13 protein-coding genes are annotated in these 16,497 nt (G+C 63.1%); 7 read left to right on the top strand and 6 right to left on the bottom strand.

The genetic code is table 11. The annotated features are described in order from the left end of the window. Nucleotides 1-160 precede the first annotated feature (160 nt). From FEE99_RS02045 to pilG, 6 genes are all read right to left on the bottom strand, one after another. Nucleotides 161-631, bottom strand: a complete 471-nt coding sequence (locus FEE99_RS02045; protein WP_041476805.1) for a chemotaxis protein CheW — start codon at nucleotides 629-631, stop codon at nucleotides 161-163. Then, nucleotides 624-6,533 carry an Hpt domain-containing protein gene (locus FEE99_RS02050; RefSeq protein WP_064361033.1) on the bottom strand — a complete coding sequence of 1,970 codons (5,910 nt, stop codon included), beginning with the start codon at nucleotides 6,531-6,533 and terminating at the stop codon, nucleotides 624-626. Before FEE99_RS02050 ends, FEE99_RS02045 begins: the two co-directional genes overlap by 8 nt. Before the next feature lie 11 nt (nucleotides 6,534-6,544). Then, nucleotides 6,545-8,593, bottom strand: a complete 2,049-nt coding sequence (locus FEE99_RS02055) for a methyl-accepting chemotaxis protein (protein WP_041476807.1) — start codon at nucleotides 8,591-8,593, stop codon at nucleotides 6,545-6,547. Between the two features lie 209 nt (nucleotides 8,594-8,802). Next, nucleotides 8,803-9,342: a chemotaxis protein CheW gene (locus FEE99_RS02060; protein ID WP_016772745.1), complete on the bottom strand. Its 540-nt coding sequence runs from the start codon at nucleotides 9,340-9,342 to the stop codon at nucleotides 8,803-8,805. 10 nt (nucleotides 9,343-9,352) lie between these two features. After that, the gene (gene pilH, locus FEE99_RS02065) at nucleotides 9,353-9,718 is read right to left on the bottom strand and encodes a twitching motility response regulator PilH (protein ID WP_016772744.1); all 366 of its coding nucleotides are present in this window, start codon (nucleotides 9,716-9,718) and stop codon (nucleotides 9,353-9,355) included. Between the two features lie 60 nt (nucleotides 9,719-9,778). Continuing rightward, complete coding sequence (pilG, locus tag FEE99_RS02070; protein WP_016772743.1) at nucleotides 9,779-10,183, bottom strand: twitching motility response regulator PilG; 405 nt, start codon at nucleotides 10,181-10,183, stop codon at nucleotides 9,779-9,781. A gap of 225 nt (nucleotides 10,184-10,408) precedes the next feature. Here pilG and gshB point away from each other — a divergent pair, with 225 nt between their 5' ends. From gshB to FEE99_RS02105, 7 genes are all read left to right on the top strand, one after another. Beyond that, nucleotides 10,409-11,380 carry a glutathione synthase gene (gene gshB / locus FEE99_RS02075; protein WP_041476808.1) on the top strand — a complete coding sequence of 324 codons (972 nt, stop codon included), beginning with the start codon at nucleotides 10,409-10,411 and terminating at the stop codon, nucleotides 11,378-11,380. A 141-nt stretch (nucleotides 11,381-11,521) separates the two neighbouring features. After that, complete coding sequence (locus FEE99_RS02080) at nucleotides 11,522-12,421, top strand: energy transducer TonB (protein ID WP_039757551.1); 900 nt, start codon at nucleotides 11,522-11,524, stop codon at nucleotides 12,419-12,421. Nucleotides 12,422-12,556: 135 nt separating this feature from the next. Then, complete coding sequence (locus FEE99_RS02085; RefSeq protein WP_016772739.1) at nucleotides 12,557-13,129, top strand: YqgE/AlgH family protein; 573 nt, start codon at nucleotides 12,557-12,559, stop codon at nucleotides 13,127-13,129. Next, nucleotides 13,129-13,566, top strand: coding sequence for a Holliday junction resolvase RuvX (gene ruvX / locus FEE99_RS02090; RefSeq protein WP_041476809.1), 438 nt, complete (start codon nucleotides 13,129-13,131; stop codon nucleotides 13,564-13,566). The genes FEE99_RS02085 and ruvX overlap by 1 nt, the downstream gene beginning before the upstream one ends. An 81-nt stretch (nucleotides 13,567-13,647) precedes the next feature. Then, entirely contained in the window at nucleotides 13,648-14,154 is a 507-nt protein-coding gene (gene pyrR, locus FEE99_RS02095; protein ID WP_041476810.1) for a bifunctional pyr operon transcriptional regulator/uracil phosphoribosyltransferase PyrR, read from the top strand. Between the two features lie 27 nt (nucleotides 14,155-14,181). Continuing rightward, on the top strand, nucleotides 14,182-15,186 hold the full coding sequence (locus FEE99_RS02100; protein WP_016772736.1) for an aspartate carbamoyltransferase catalytic subunit: 1,005 nt from the start codon (nucleotides 14,182-14,184) through the stop codon (nucleotides 15,184-15,186). Next, a complete protein-coding gene (locus FEE99_RS02105) occupies nucleotides 15,183-16,454 on the top strand; it encodes a dihydroorotase (RefSeq protein ID WP_041476811.1) in 1,272 nt (423 codons plus the stop codon). Before FEE99_RS02100 ends, FEE99_RS02105 begins: the two co-directional genes overlap by 4 nt. Nucleotides 16,455-16,497: the final 43 nt, after the last annotated feature.

Here is a 16,497-nt window from a genome sequence, read left to right on the forward strand (position 1 = left end):
GGGTGTCTTTAAACACAGGCGTGGCTTGATGTTGATCGTTCCCACGCTCTGCGTGGGAATGCCTCTACGGACGCTCCGCGTTCGGCTCTTGATGGGACGCGGAGCGTCCCGGGCTGCATTCCCACGCGGAGCGTGGGAACGATCAAGCGAAAGCCTTGGATCAGCGGGCCAATCCCGCATCCACCAGTAACTTCTCCAGCCCCAACAAATCCGGCACCTTCGCCACCTGCTCGCCGACCTGCACCGCCGCCTGCTCCAGCGCACACAACGGCACATCGACATAACTCAACTGACTGTCCAGCTTGTACGACCGAGGAATCCCCTGCACCAACAGGGCGATGAATCTCAGCTCGGGCAAGCCGCCCAGCGCATTCAGAATGACGATCCGCGCCCGTTCGCCGATGACGATTTTCTGCCCGCAGGCCGATTCGAAACTGATCAACGGAATCTGCCGCTCGCGCCACGTTACCCGGCCCAGGTACCACGGCGGAGTGTCGAGGTCGAAGGCGCTGGCCTGGTAGTCGATCAGCTCGGCGATGGCTACATTGGGCAGGATCAGGTTGCGATCGGCCAGCGGCAGCAGCAGCCCGGTGAGCTGGCTGGTGCGCGGGTTGTGCCGGTGCTCATGCATGTTTCTTGCTCCACTGGGCGATGCTCTCCAGCAACACCGATTCCTGATACGGCTTGCCGAGGTAGTCGTTGACGCCGATGGCCATGGCGCGGTCGCGGTGTTTCTGCCCGGTGCGCGAGGTGATCATGATGATCGGCAAGTGGCACAGGCGTTCGTCGGCGCGCACCTGGGTGGCGACTTCGAAGCCGTCCATGCGCGGCATTTCGATGTCGAGCAGCATCAGGTCGGGCAGGTGCTCTTCGAGCAGCAGCATCGCATCGACGCCGTCCTTGGCAGTCAGCACGTTCATGCCGTGGCGCTCGAGCAAACGGCTGGTGACTTTGCGCACCGTTACCGAGTCATCGACGACCATGATCAGCAGCGGCTTGTGCGGTTCGCTGTCGATCTCCGTGGGCGTCGGTTCCTGCGCCAGCCGCGCCTGCATCGCCCGGATCGGTGCGAGCAGATCCAGAATCAGCACCACCCGGCCGTCGCCGAGAATCGTCGCCCCCGACACGCCCTGCACCGCCGCGAACTGCGGGCCGAGACTCTTGACCACGATCTCACGGGTGCCGGCCATGGAGTCGACCAGCACCGCAACATGGCGGTCGTTGCAATGCACCAGCAGCACCGGCAACGGCAGGTTCTGCCCGAGCAGTTTCGGCCGTGGCGCAGTCTTCAACAGCTCGCCGAGATAGCACAGCTCATAACGCTGGCCGCCGTATTGATAACTCGGTGGATCGTGACGGAAATGCCCTTCCAGATCATTCGGCAACACACGCACGATGCCTTCGATGGTGTTCAGCGGGATCGCGTATTGATCCTCGCCGCACTGCACCATCAGCGCGCGGTTGACCGACACGGTGAACGGCAGGCGAATGCGGAAATGCACGCCCTGCCCCGGCACCGAATCGATACTCATGCTGCCGCCGAGCTGACGCACCTCTTCGTGGACTACGTCCATGCCGACGCCACGCCCGGAAATCTGGGTGATCTTTTCCGCCGTGGAGAAACCCGGCTGAAGGATGAACTGCAACACGTCGCGGTCGCTGATCTCGGCGTCGGGCGCCAGCAGACCGCGCTTGATCGCCTTGCGCCGCACGGCTTCCAGCGGCACACCGGCGCCGTCATCGCGGATGTCGAAAACCATGTCGCCGCCCTCGCGGGACAGATCGAGGGTGATCTGCCCTTGCGCCGGTTTACCCGCCGCCAATCGCACCTCGGCAGATTCGAGGCCATGGTCGACGGCATTGCGCAGCATATGTTCCAGCGGCGCGGCCATCCGCTCCAGCACGTTGCGATCCATCTCGCCATCAGCGTTGCCGACGACGAACGCGACATCCTTGCCCAGCTCTTCGGCGACCTGACGAACGATGCGTTTCAGACGCGGCACCATGCGTTCGAACGGCACCATGCGCGTACGCATAAGGCCTTCCTGCAGCTCGGTGTTGATCCGCCCCTGTTGTTGCAACAGGTTTTCTGCGTCGTGATTGCGGCGGTCGAGGGTTTCCTTGAGGTCGAGCAGGTCAGAAGCGGATTCGAACAGCGCCCGCGACAGTTGCTGGAGCTGCGAATGGCGGTCCATTTCCAGCGGGTCGAAGTCTTCATAACCGAGGCGTTCGCCATCGACTTGCTGGCGGCTGAGAATGCGCCCCTGGGTTTCGGTGTCGAGGCGGCGCAACTGATCGCGCATGCGCTCGATGGTGGTTTCCATCTCGTTGAGGGCAATCTGCGCATCGTTGACTTGCTGCTCGATTCGCCCACGAAAGATCGAGGTTTCCCCGGCCAGATTGACCAGCTCATCGAGCAGTTCGGACGAGACCTTGACCATGTCCGCGCCAGCATCGGCGCTCGGCGGCGTGGCCTCGGGCTTGATGACTGGAGCCGGCGCCGGCGGCGCTTCAACCTGCACCGGGTGACTGAAATTCTGGATCGCATTGATCAGCCGATCGGCCGGTGGGCACGGCTGCCCGGCGCGCACACCATCGAGCATTTGCGCCAGTCGGTCATGGCCGCGCTGCACCAGCGCGAACAGTTCGGCGGACGGTTGCAGCGCACCGCTAGAGAGACTTTCGTAGAGAAATTCCAGCTCATGGGCGAGGTCGCCGATCGGGCCGATTTCGACCATCCGCGCGCCGCCCTTGAGGGTGTGCAGATCGCGCAGCAGGGTTTCGATTTCCTGACGGTTGCCCGGCTCGGCCTGCCAGCGCAACAGCGCGGCGCCGGAGCTTTCGATGATGTCGAAACCTTCTTCGAGGAAGATTTCCAACAGTTCCGGATCATGCCCGGCGTTGTCGTGTTCGACCGCTGCGGGGGCAGATTCGCTGGCGGCCTGGCCCTGACGCAATTGACGGATCGCGTCGATCAGATCCTGCGCCGGGGTCAGCGCTTGATGCGCTTGCAGTTGCTCCAGCATCAGCGCCAAACGCTCGTGACTTTGCTGGAGCAAACCTTCGAGCGCGGCGCTGTGGTTGTAGCGTCGATCGACCAGCCCTTCGTAGAGGTTTTCCAGCTCCTGGGCAAGGTCGCCGATAACCTCGACCTCGGCCATGCGCGCGCCGCCCTTCAGCGTGTGCAAGTCGCGCTGCAATGACGACAGCGGCGCGGCGTTGTCCGGATCCTTGCGCCAGCGCTGCAAGGCTTGCCCGGCGCTGTCGAGAATGTCCACCGCCTCTTCAAGGAAGATTTCGACGATCTCGTCGTCAGGCTCAAGGGCGGCAACCGATTGCTGCAATTGCGCGGTGGCGCTGCCCAGTTCGCGAATGTCCAGGGTGCGGCTGCCGTCGCTGCGGATCAGGCCCATCGCCGCCGGGTCGAGACCTTCGTCAAGCAGATCCTGCAAGGCGCGAATCCGCTCCGGCTGCGGGGTGACTTCCTGGCCGGCAGCGAGCTCGTCGAGCATGTTGATCAGCGCTTCGTGGGCCAGTTGCGCCTCGTGGAAAAACCGCTCACTGACCGCCAGGCTGCTTTCTTCCACCGCGCCATACAGGTCGAGCAAAGCTTCGCAGAGGCCATCGACCGGAAGCAGATCGGCAAGGTGCGCGCCCTCGCCCAGAGTGGTCAGCTCATCGAGCAAGGCGCTGAGTTCCTGGCGTTCGCCGGGGTGTTGCTGCCAGCGCTGCAAAAGGTTTTCGGCGTCGAGGAGGATGTCCATGCCCTGGGCGAGGAAGTTGTTGATCAGTTGCGGATCGCGCTTGAGGCGCAGGCCGCTGTCAGCGCCATCGGAGCTGGCTTGCAGGCGCTCGGCGAGCAGCGCCTCGGTGCGTTTGATCAGCGACTGCGCACCGACAATCGGCGCCAGCGGATCGTGTTTGAGCTGACGCAGGCCGACGCGGAACAAGCCCTCGGCTTCGAGCAGTAGTTCGACCTCGTCCAGATCCAGCGGCAACTGGTGCGCCTTGAACTCGCGGGCCAGTTGATCCAGCGACGCCGCCAGTTCGGCCATCGGCAATACGCCGGCCATCGAGGCACTGCCCTTGAGCGTGTGCAGCGCCCGTTGCAGCTCGTCGCTGGCCGGTAACGGCACCTGTTCGGCGGCCTGATCGAGGAAACGGTTGAGGCTGGCGAGGTGGGTTTCGGCTTCTTTGCGGAAGATTTCCAGCAGCAGCGGATCAAGCGCGGCGACGTCGTCGGTGTCTTCGGCAGCCAGCGGTTCATCGCCTTTGGCCAACGCGTGGGCGCGGGCGGCGAGTTGGTCGACATCGTTGCGTTGGCGCTGGCGCTGGGTGGCGAATTCGTTGATCAGCTCGGGCAGCAGCAACACGGTGTCGCCGAGCAACTGGCGCAGCACTGCGCCGGGTTCGACGCTTTGTTCGAGCACGCGGTTGAGCAGGTTTTCCACCGCCCAGGCCAGTTCGCCAAGGACCAACGCGCGGACCATGCGCCCGCTGCCCTTCAAGGTATGGAAGGCCCGACGCAGTTCGGTCAGCGCGGCGCGGTCCTGGGGATTGGCGCTCCAGCGCGGCAGGTATTCGTGAAGGACCGCGAGGACTTCGTCGGTCTCTTCGAGGAACACTTCGCGCAGTTCGTCGTCGACCGGTTCTTCATCGGCCGGCGGCGGCATCAGGCTGTCGGGGCTGTTGCGCGCCGGCGGGTTGAGCGCCGACAGCGGGCTGGCCAGCACCTCGGCCAGCGACTGCACGACGTCAGGGTCGTCGAGGGTTTGCAGATCCTGCATGAGCTGCGCTTCGCTGGGGCTGAGCACCTCATCGAGCACCGGCACCTGCGCTTCGCCGGGCTGCTCGTTGGCGAAGAAGCCGAGGCTGGCGAGGCTGTTTTGCGCGACATCGAGCAGATGTTCGGCGGGTGCCTGCGGGTCGTCGCTCAGGCGTTCGAGGTAATACTCCAGGCTGCTGATCACATCGGCCAGATGATCGAGTTGTTCCCAGCCCGGTTCGTGGGCATCGAGCATCAAATGCTCGCGAATGAAACCGTTGCAGGCCTCGACCAGACTCGCTGCGCGGGCCAGCGGAATCATCGCCAGCGCGCCGCGCACCTGCGTCAGCAGTTCGGGCAGCGATTGCAGATGCTGGCGGTCCCAATCGGCGTCGATGTAGTCGACGATCATGTCCTTGGCCTGTTGCAGGCAGATGCGCGCTTCCTTGATCACGATCTGATGGATCTGCGTCAGGTCGGTGGTCGGCAGGCGCGCGTCTTCGGCACTTTGCGTCTCCACCGTGCCGACCATGCCGGCCAGCGTCGCTTCGACGTAGAGCAAGGCCCCGGCGACGTCCATGAGAATCGCGTCGTTCGGTTCGCGCTGGCCTTGGGCGAGGCTGAGCACCACTGCCAGTTGGTCGATGATGACTTTGCGCGGCTGGCCGAAACCCAGCACCGCGAGGGTGTCGGCAATCTGCCGCAGCGGTGCGAGCAGGCTGTCCAGATCCGAGGCGTGCTGGCGGTCGCTGCGCACGAACAGATCGAGGCGCTCCTTGACCCGCACCAGCTCTTCGCACAGCGCCGCCAGCACCGAGCGCATGGCATCGCGGTCGGGGCCGGCGAGGCGCGCGCGTTCTTCATCGACCATCGCGCTGTCGGGCAACGCGTCGTCCAGGGAGTAGTGATCTTTCATGGTCAGCATCTGCCCGGTGGGATGTTCGGCTTTGGCAATATAGAACAACAGGCTTTTCAGCAGCTCGGCCGGCGCCGGTTGATTGAGCCCGACGATGCCCTGCTCGAGCAGGCGCTTGAGCTCTTGGTCGGCGTCCTTGAACAGGCTGCGCAGCGCCGGACTGTTGGCGATGACGCCCTCACGCATGCCCTCGACCAGCGCCGAGGCGATCTGCCACAGCGGGCTCAACGGCGCATCGCCGCTCAGCGCTTCAAGGCGGGTAAAGACCTTGGCCAGATAACCGAGGTGCGTCTGGTCATCCTGTTCGCGCAGCAGCCCGACCAGGGCCATTTGCAGCATCTGCCGCAGTTTGCGCAGCACGTTCGGCAGATCGGGCGGTTCCAGCGCGGCGAGTGCCCCGTCGCCGAGCAGCGCCAGCTCGGGCAGTGGCGGGCTGAACAGACTGGTTTCCGCCAACAGGCTTTCACCACGGGCGCTGCGCAGATCGTTGATCAGCGGCAACACTACCAGCGGCAGGTCGCGGCGGGCGCTCTGCACGCGGTCAAGGTAAAGCGGCAGTTGCCCCAGAGCTTGCAGCAGCAGGTGCAGGGCTTCGTCGCGGTGTGGCACGCGTTGATGTTGCAGGGCTTCGACCAGATGCTCCATTTCTTCGGCAAGCAACGCTGCGCCGTAGAACTCGACCATCTGCAGGCTGCCGTGGACCTGATGAATGTACGCCAGGCACTCGTCCAGCCCGGGGAAGGCCTGCGGATCGTCGAGCACGGCTTCGATCGCCTGATGCGCCAGCCTCAGCGTTTCGGCAATTTCGCCCTTGACCCATTCCAGGGCCACGTAGTCGTGCCGATCACCCATAACCACTCCACTCACGCTTTATCTGTCGCCGCCGGCAAGGTGAATCCGGACACCGAACGACGCAGCTGACTGGCCATTTTCGCCAGGTTGCCGATGCTCTCGGCGGTGGCGGTGGACCCCGACGAGGTTTGCGAGGTGATCTGCTGGATCACGTTCATCGTCAGCGAGATCTGCCCGGCCGAAGACGTCTGCTGTTGCGCCGCGTTGGAAATGCTCTGGATCAGCGCCGCGAGGGTCTTGGATACGCCTTCGATTTCTTCCAGAGCCACACCGGCATCCTGCGCCAGTCGCGCGCCGCGCACCACTTCGGTGGTGGTCTGTTCCATGGAAATCACCGCTTCATTGGTGTCGGCCTGAATCGCCCGCACCAGCGTTTCGATCTGCCGGGTCGCGGCGGACGAACGCTCGGCCAGCCGCTGCACTTCGTCGGCAACCACGGCAAAACCGCGCCCGGCGTCGCCGGCCATCGATGCCTGGATCGCTGCGTTGAGGGCGAGAATGTTGGTCTGGTCGGCGATGTCGTCGATCAGGCTGACGATGTCGCCGATTTCCTGGGACGACTCGCCGAGGCGCTTGATGCGCTTGGCGGTGTCCTGAATCTGTTCGCGGATGTTGTCCATGCCGTGGATGGTGTTGTGCACCACCTCGTTGCCCTTGTTGGCGATTTCCACAGACCGCTCGGCCACCGCCGACGATTCGGCAGCGTTGGCCGAGACCTGATCGATGGACTCGGCCATGTCGCTGATCGCCGTCGAGGCTTCGGAAATCTGCTGGGCCTGTTGCTCCGAGGCCTGGGCCAGATGCATGGCGGTGGCCTGGGTTTCCTGCACAGCGGCGGCAACCTGGCCGGCGGTGAGGTTGATGGTGGCGACCAGATCGCGCAATTGGTCGACGGAATAGTTGATCGAGTCGGCGATGGTGCCGGTGAAGTCTTCGGTCACCGAAGCGGTCACGGTGAGGTCGCCATCGGCGAGGTCTTCGATTTCGTCGAGCAGGCGCATGATCGCGTTCTGGTTGCGCTCGTTCTTCTCGGCGGTTTCACGCAACTGGCGATTGGTTTCGCGGACCATGACCAGACCGATGAGGATGATCGAGGCCAGCGCCAGCAAGCCCAGCACATAGCCGCCAATGGTGTCGGTGTTGCGCCCGCCGGCCAGATGCTCGAACCCGGTGGCCAGATGCGAGGCTTCGTCGAGCAGGGTTTGCGACAGGGTGAAGATGTTGCTCGCCGATTCGCGCACCTTGAACAGCTCTGGCGAGGTTTCGAGGATTTCATCCACGGAGCCGGAAACGAACTGGAACAGCTCGGAAATTTCGCTCAAACGGGCGCGGGCGTCGCGGTCTTCGACCTGGCTGATTTTCAGCGCCGGGTTGCCCTGCAACATGCCGTTGAGCACCAGACCGAAACGCGCGGCATCGCGGCCAAAGGCGTCGGCGGCCTGCTGTGAATTTTCGTCACCGGCGAGCACGGTGTTGACTGCGCCAAGAATGCGTTCAGCCAGTAGCGATTGCCGTTGCGCCATTGCCACCTGCGCCGCCGGAGCGCCGCGCTGGAGCAGGATTTCCACGACTTTTTCGTATTCGATCTGCAACTGCGGCACGGTTTCGGCCAGCGTCGCGGCGACCTGATGCAGCGACAGCACGGTCTGTTCGCTGCTGAGGATCGCATCGGTGTTTTTCAACAGGCGCTCCCAGTCCATCTGCACCGCGCGCATTTCCGGGCGCACCGCGACGGGTGCCGGTGGCAGGCCGGTGTTCGGGTCACCCTTCTTCAGGTAGCCCCAGCGCTGGGCAAAATCGTTGCGCGCATCACTGAGCAGTTTGAACGCCGCAGCCTTGCCCGCCGCCGCTTCGGTGGCGTTCTTGGCAATGCGTTGCGAAAGCACGCGCAGTTCGCCGGCATGGCCGATGTACTGCTTGTCGTAGTTCGCCTGGGTGTTGAGGTACGCGAAGTTGGCGAACAGCAGCATGATGAACACGATCAGTGCGATAAACAGCACGATGATCTGTGCGCGACTGCGCGATGCTTCTGCCGACTTGCCTGTTTTTGCTTTTGTCATCGGTCCTCGCCTATGAAACCTGCCATGGCCCTTGTGGGAGCGAGCCTTGTGGCGAGGGGATTTATCCCCGTTCGGCTGCGAAGCAGTCGCAAAAATATCGCATGCGCTGACGGTGTCAGGCATTGCAGTTTTTGCGGCCGCTGCGCGACCCAACGGGGATAAATCCCCTCGCCACATGGCCCGCGTCCACATGGGTTCTGTTGTTCGTGCTATAGAGCCACACCCATGAACACCGGAGACCTGGCCAGTGCGAACAGGCTGAACACCCGCCAGTTCTGTTCACGGCGGAAATAGCCTTTGACGAATTCAGCCTTGGAGCCCTGGCGCTTGCTGATCGACAGCGGCTCGAAACTGCCCTGTTCGAAATGCTGCAAGCCGATGACTTCGTCGACCATTACCCCGGCGAACACGTCTTCATGTTCCACCACCAATACCCGCCGTTGTTTGCGCAGCGGCGACAGCTCATGGCCGAAGAAGCCGCACAGGTCCATGATCGGCAGCAGCCGCCCGCGCAGATTGGCCACACCCTTGACCCACGGCTTGACCCCGGGCAACTGGGTGAAGCGCGGTTCATGCAGGACTTCGCTGACTTCGCCCATCGGCGCCACATACCAATGCTCGCCGAGGCGAAAGCCGATGCCGCTCCAGCGATCCGGGCGCGCCGCTTGCGACGGCAGGTCGGCTGCCAGCAGGCGGCAGCGCTGGTCGATCTGCCAGAGCAGTTCGAACGCGGTCAGCGATTCGTTCATGATCGCGCGATCAGCCGTTGAGGACGTTGTTCAGGGTCTTGATCAGGGTGTCTTCGTCGACCGGTTTGGTCAGGTAATCCTTGGCGCCCTGGCGGGTGCCCCAGACCTTGTCGGTCTCCTGATCCTTGGTGGTGATGATGATCACCGGGATGTGCGCAGTGTCGGCATCCTTGGTCAACTGCCGGGTCGCCTGAAAACCGTTGAGGCCGGGCATGACGATGTCCATCAGCACCGCGTCGGGTTTTTCCTGACGGGCCAGGGCCACGCCGTCGGCGCCGTTCTCGGCCTTGAGCACTTCATGGCCGTGCTTTTCGAGCATGCCGGTGAGTTTGTACATTTCAGTCGGCGAATCATCGACGATCAGGATACGTGCCATGGTCTTCCCCATTTTTCTGGTCGACTGCCGGCCCGCTGGCCGAGCGTCACTGTGCGTGTCTTACTGCGGCAAAACGGCGGCGAAGCCCGGAACATGGGCCTGGATCGCGTTGAGCAGTTCTTCTTTGCTGAACGGCTTGGTCAGAAATTGATCAGAACCGACAATCCGCCCCTTGGCCTTGTCGAACAGACCGTCCCTGGACGACAGCATGATCACCGGCGTCGCCTTGAAGGCGCTGTTGTTCTTGATCAGGGCGCAGGTCTGATAACCATCCAGACGCGGCATCATGATGTCGACAAAGATGATCCCGGGATGGTGGTCGGCAATCTTCGCCAGCGCGTCGAAACCGTCGATGGCGGTGATCACTTCGCAACCGACATTCTTCAACAATGTTTCGGCGGTGCGGCGAATCGTTTTCGAGTCGTCGATCACCATGACCTTCAAGGCGCTGGACTGCTGTTCCATAAGAGGGTTCTACCGTCGCCTTTGCGAATCAAATTGTCCGTTTTGCTGTGAATAATGGCCTGAAACCCTTGAAACCCATGGGGCGGCGCGATCTGCCAGCCTTTTTAGCACAGTCTCCAGATGCAATCTATCGACGGGTTTTTCCTTGACCCGAAACCCGCCCGGCGCCACTCTGGCGGCACTTTTTCAATACCGATCCGGTAGCCAAATTTCGAGGAAAACCCAATGAGCGTTCGCGTCGGGATTGTCATGGACCCTATCGCCAGCATCTCCTATAAAAAGGATAGCTCGCTGGCCATGCTGCTGGCCGCGCAGAAGCGTGGCTGGGAACTGTTCTACATGGAACAGAAAGACCTGTATCAGGCCGAAGGCCAGGCGCGGGCGCGGATGAGCCCGCTGAAAGTCTTCGCCAACCCGGACAAATGGTTCGAGCTGGACGCCGAACAGGACAAGCTGCTGAGCGACCTGGACGTGATCCTGATGCGCAAGGATCCGCCGTTCGACATGGAATTCGTCTATTCCACTTATCTGCTGGAACAGGCCGAAGCCGCCGGCGTGCTGGTGGTGAACAAGCCGCAGAGCCTGCGCGACTGCAATGAAAAGCTGTTCGCCACGCTGTTTCCGCAGTGCACGCCGCCGACCATCGTCAGCCGCCGCCCGGACGTATTGCGTGAGTTCGCCGACCATCACGGTGACGTGATCCTCAAGCCGCTGGACGGCATGGGCGGTTCGTCGATCTTCCGCCACACCGCCGGCCACCCCAACCTCTCGGTAATCCTCGAAACCCTGACCCTGCACGGCAAGCAGCAGATCATGATTCAGGGTTACCTGCCGGCGATCGTCGATGGCGACAAGCGCATCCTGATGATCGATGGCGAGCCGGTGGATTACTGCCTGGCGCGGATTCCGGCGCTGGGCGAAACCCGTGGCAACCTCGCCGCCGGTGGCCGTGGCGAAGCGCGTCCGCTGACCGAGAAGGATCGCTGGATCGCCGCCCAGGTCGGCCCGACCTTGCGCGAGAAAGGCTTGCTGTTTGTCGGCCTCGACGTGATCGGCGAGCACCTGACCGAAATCAACGTCACCAGCCCGACCTGCATCCGCGAAATCGACACTGCGTTCGGCACTGATATCGGCGGGATGCTGATGGATGCGATCGAAAAGCAGCTGCAAGCTTCGAGCCGCAAGCCACAAGCTTGAAGCCGGCCCGCGCCAGCTTGAAGCTTGAAGCTTGAAGCTGCCCCTATGCAGCTTGTCGCTTGAAGCTCGTCGCTTGCAGCTAAAAACCAACATTGCGTTATCATGCCGAGCCCAAAAAAACGCGATGTTGGTTTTTCTACGATGACTCTGCCGTCCGATCTGCCCGCTGAACTCGCCCATCGTGGCGTGCGCCCGGCCGATCGCCTCGGTTTTACCCTGTTTCTCGCGGCGCTGATTCACCTGGCGCTGCTGCTCGGCGTCGGCTTCACCATGGTCGAGCCGCAGCAGATCAGCAAAACCCTGGAAATCACCCTGGCCACCTTCAAGGCCGAGAAGAAGCCGGAAAAGGCAGATTTTCTCGCTCAGGAAAACCAGGAAGGCAGCGGCACGCTCGACAAGAAGGCCCTGCCCAAGACCACCGAAGTCGCGCCGTTCCAGGACAATCAGGTCAAAAAGGTCACCCCGCCGCCCGCCGCCAAGCCAGTGGTGCAGGAAGCCGCACCGAAGGCAGCGGTGACCACCGTCGCGCCGAAACCGAAAAAGGCGCCGACCAAGAAAGAAGAAAGCAAAACCGAAGTCAAACCGACCGTCGACGCGCCGGTGTTCGACAGCTCGCAGCTGTCCAGCGACATCGCCAGCCTCGAGGCGGAGCTGGCCAAGGAACAACAGCTGTACGCCAAGCGCCCGCGCATCCACCGACTGAGCGCGGCCTCGACCATGCGCGACAAGGGCGCGTGGTACAAGGACGACTGGCGCAAGAAGGTCGAGCGCATCGGCAACCTCAACTATCCCGAAGAAGCCCGACGCAAGCAGATCTACGGCAATTTGCGCCTGATGGTCTCGATCAACCGCGACGGTTCGCTGTATGAAGTGCTGGTGCTCGAATCCTCCGGCCAGCCGCTGCTCGATCAGGCGGCGCAGCGCATCGTCCGCCTGGCCGCGCCGTTTGCACCGTTTACCGGCGATCTGTCGGATATCGACCGCCTGGAAATCATTCGCACCTGGAAATTTGCCCGGGGCGACAAGCTCTCAAGCAATTAAGAGCAAAATCAAAAGATCGCAGCCTTCGGCAGCTCCTACAGTGGGCCTGCGTACACCCTGTAGGAGCTGCCGAAGGCTGCGATCTTTTAAAGCCTCAGCTTGTCAGTTTGCCCCTTCGACGCCACACTAGCGCTCATGAAAAACGTCAGCCCCAGCTACCTCAAGCATCACTTCCTGATCGCCATGCCACACATGGCCGACCCGAACTTTGCCCACACCTTGACCTACATCGTCGAGCACACGGCCAATGGCGCGATGGGGCTGGTGGTCAACAGGCCGCAAGACTTGAACCTGGCCGACATCCTCGAACAGTTGCGCCCGGACATCGAGCCGCCGGCACGCTGCCAGGATGTGCCGATCTTCATCGGCGGGCCGGTGCAGACCGATCGCGGTTTCGTCCTGCACCCGGCGGGCCAGACCTTTCAGGCCACGGCGCAGCTGGACGGCGACCTTGCCCTGTCGACTTCGCAGGACGTGCTGTTCGCCATCGCTGACGGCGTCGGCCCCGCGCAGAGCCTGATTACCCTGGGTTACGCCGGCTGGGAAGCCGGGCAACTGGAAGCCGAACTGGCCGACAACGCCTGGCTGACCTGCCCGTTCAACGCCGACATCCTGTTCAACACCCGCAGCGAATTGCGCCTGGAAGCGGCAGCGCGGCACTTGGGCATCGATCTCAATCTGCTCACCAGCCAGGCAGGTCACGCCTGATGGCCCTGCGCCTGATTCTCGGCTTCGACTACGGCACCAAACAGATCGGCGTCGCGGTCGGCCAGGTCATCACCGGCCAGGCCCGCGAGCTGTGCACCCTGAAAGCGCAGAACGGCGTGCCGAACTGGGATCAGGTCGAAGCGCTGATAAAAGAATGGAAACCCGACGCCGTGGTGGTCGGCCTGCCGCTGAACATGGACGGCACGCCGAGCGACATGTGCGTGCGCGCCGAGAAATTCGCCCGCCGCCTCAACGGCCGCTACAACCTGCCCTTCTATACCCACGACGAACGCCTGACCACTTTCGAAGCCAAGGGCGAGCGACTGGTGCGTGGCGGGCAGAAAGGCAGTTACCGCGACAACCCGGTGGACGCCATCGCCGCTGCCCTGCTGCTGCAGGGCTGGCTCGATGAAAACACTGCATTGTTTGAATCCTGACAAGCGCTTCGGCGCTTTTCTTTTGGTTATAAACCGAGCTTCGTCCGGCAGGACGCAGCGCGGATTCACGAAGGAGCAACCATGAGCCTGCCCAATCCCGCCGATCTGATCAGCCAGATGGCGACCCGCCTCAAGGCGCACCTTGCCCAGCGTGATATTAGCGAACCGCGTTACATCGGCATCCGCACCGGCGGCATCTGGGTCGCGCAGGCGCTGCTCAAGGAACTGAACAGCGATGCGCCACTGGGCACGCTGGATGTGTCCTTCTATCGCGATGACTTCAGCCAGAATGGCCTGCACCCGCAAGTGCGCCCGTCCGCCCTGCCCTTCGAGATCGAAGGCCAGCATCTGGTGCTGATCGACGACGTGCTGATGAGCGGTCGGACTATCCGCGCCGCCATGAATGAACTGTTCGATTACGGCCGCCCGGCCAGCGTCACCCTGGTCTGCCTGCTGGACCTGGACGCCGGCGAGCTGCCGATCCGCCCGAACGTGGTCGGCGCCACCCTGGCCCTGGCCGGCAACCAGCGGGTCAAGCTGTCCGGGCCCGAGCCGCTGACGCTCGAACTGCAAGACGTCACCCTTTAATCCGCCCTATTGAGAGTCCCCCTCGCGATGACGCCTCTAGATACCAAGCGCCCGCTGCAGCTCAATGATCAGGGCCAGCTGCGCCACTTCCTCTCGCTCGACGGCCTGCGCCGCGAGTTGCTGACGGAAATCCTCGACACTGCCGACTCGTTCCTTGAAGTCGGCGCCCGGGCGGTGAAGAAGGTCCCGTTGCTGCGCGGCAAGACCGTGTGCAACGTGTTCTTCGAAAACTCCACGCGCACCCGCACCACGTTTGAACTGGCGGCCCAGCGGCTGTCGGCGGACGTGATCACCCTGAACGTGTCGACATCGTCGGCGAGCAAGGGCGAAACGCTGCTCGATACCCTGCGCAACCTTGAAGCGATGGCTGCCGACATGTTCGTCGTGCGCCACGGCGACTCGGGCGCGGCGCACTTCATCGCCGAGCATGTCTGCCCGCAGGTGGCGATCATCAACGGCGGCGACGGCCGGCATGCGCACCCGACCCAAGGCATGCTCGACATGCTCACCATCCGTCGGCACAAGGGCGGTTTCGAAAACCTTTCGGTGGCGATCGTCGGCGACATCCTGCATTCGCGCGTGGCGCGCTCGAACATGCTCGCGCTGAAAACCCTCGGCTGCCCGGATATCCGCGTGATCGCGCCGAAAACCCTGCTGCCGATCGGCATCGAGCAATACGGCGTCAAGGTTTACACCGACATGGCTGAAGGCCTGAAAGACGTCGACGTGGTGATCATGCTGCGCCTGCAGCGCGAGCGCATGACCGGCGGCCTGCTGCCCAGCGAAGGCGAATTCTATCGCCTGTTCGGCCTGACCACCGCGCGTCTGGCCGGGGCCAAACCCGATTGCATCGTCATGCACCCGGGGCCGATCAATCGTGGCGTGGAGATCGAGTCGGCGGTGGCCGACGGCCCGCACTCGGTGATCCTCAATCAAGTGACCTACGGCATCGCGATTCGTATGGCTGTGCTGTCCATGGCCATGAGCGGGCAGACTGCGCAACGTCAATTCGAGCAGGAGAACGCCCAGTGAAGCTCAGCATTCTCGGCGCACGCGTTATCGATCCCAGCAGCGGCCTGGATCAAATCACCGACATCCACGTTGAAGCCTGCAAGATCGTCGCCCTCGGCGCCGCACCGGCCGGTTTCAGCGCAGTAGAAACCATCGATGCCCAAGGTCTGGTCGCCGCACCTGGCCTGGTCGACCTCAACGTCGCCCTGCGCGAGCCGGGTTACAGCCGCAAAGGCTCGATCGTCAGCGAAACCCGCGCCGCCGCTGCCGGTGGCGTGACCAGCCTGTGCTGCCCACCGAAGACCAGACCGGTGCTCGACACCTCGGCCGTCGCCGAACTGATCCTCGACCGCGCCCGCGAGGCCGGCAACACCAAGGTATTCCCGATCGGCGCCCTGAGCAAAGGCCTCGACGGCGAGCAATTGGCCGAACTGGTCGCCCTGCGCGACGCCGGTTGCGTGGCGTTCGGCAACGGTCTGGAGAGCTTTCGCAACAGCCGCACCCTGTGCCGGGCGCTGGAATATGCGGCGACTTTCGACCTGACGGTGATCTTCAACTCGCAGGATCACGATCTGGCCGAGGGCGGTCTGGCCCACGAAGGCGCGGTCGCCAGTTTCCTTGGCCTGCCGGGGATCCCGGAGACGGCGGAAACCGTGGCGCTGGCTCGCGATCTGCTGCTGGTCGAGCAAACCGGCGTACGTGCGCATTTCAGCCAGTTGACCAGTGCGCGCGGTGTGGCGCTGATTGCCCAAGCGCAGGCCCGTGGCCTGAAAGTCACCGCCGATGTAGCGCTGTATCAGCTGATCCTGACTGACGAAGCGCTGATCGACTTCAACAGCCTCTACCACGTGCAACCGCCGCTGCGCACCCGCGCCGATCGCGATGGCCTGCGTGAAGCTGTGAAGTCCGGGGTGGTCTCGGCCATTTCCAGCCATCACCAGCCCCACGAGCGCGACGCCAAACTGGCACCGTTCGGCGCCACCGAGCCGGGCATCAGCAGTGTTGAGTTACTGCTGCCGCTGGCGATGACGCTGGTTGAGGATGGTTTGCTCGACTTGCCGACGCTATTGGCTCGGTTGAGCGCAGGCCCGGCCGAAGCGCTGCGCCTGCCGGCGGGCAAACTGGCGGTGGGCGGTGCGGCGGATATCGTGCTGTTCGATCCGAAGTCATCGACGGTGGCCGGTGAACGCTGGCTGTCGAAGGGCGAGAACTGCCCGTTCATCGGGCACAGTCTGCCGGGCGTGGTGCGCTATACGCTGGTGGATGGGCGGATTACTCACCAGGCCTAAAAAGCAAAAGATCGCAGCCTGCGGCAGCTCCTACTTTGGAATG

Origin of the sequence: Pseudomonas sp. ef1, assembly GCF_007293365.2 — a bacterium.
GTDB classification, from domain to species: domain Bacteria; phylum Pseudomonadota; class Gammaproteobacteria; order Pseudomonadales; family Pseudomonadaceae; genus Aquipseudomonas; species Aquipseudomonas siliginis.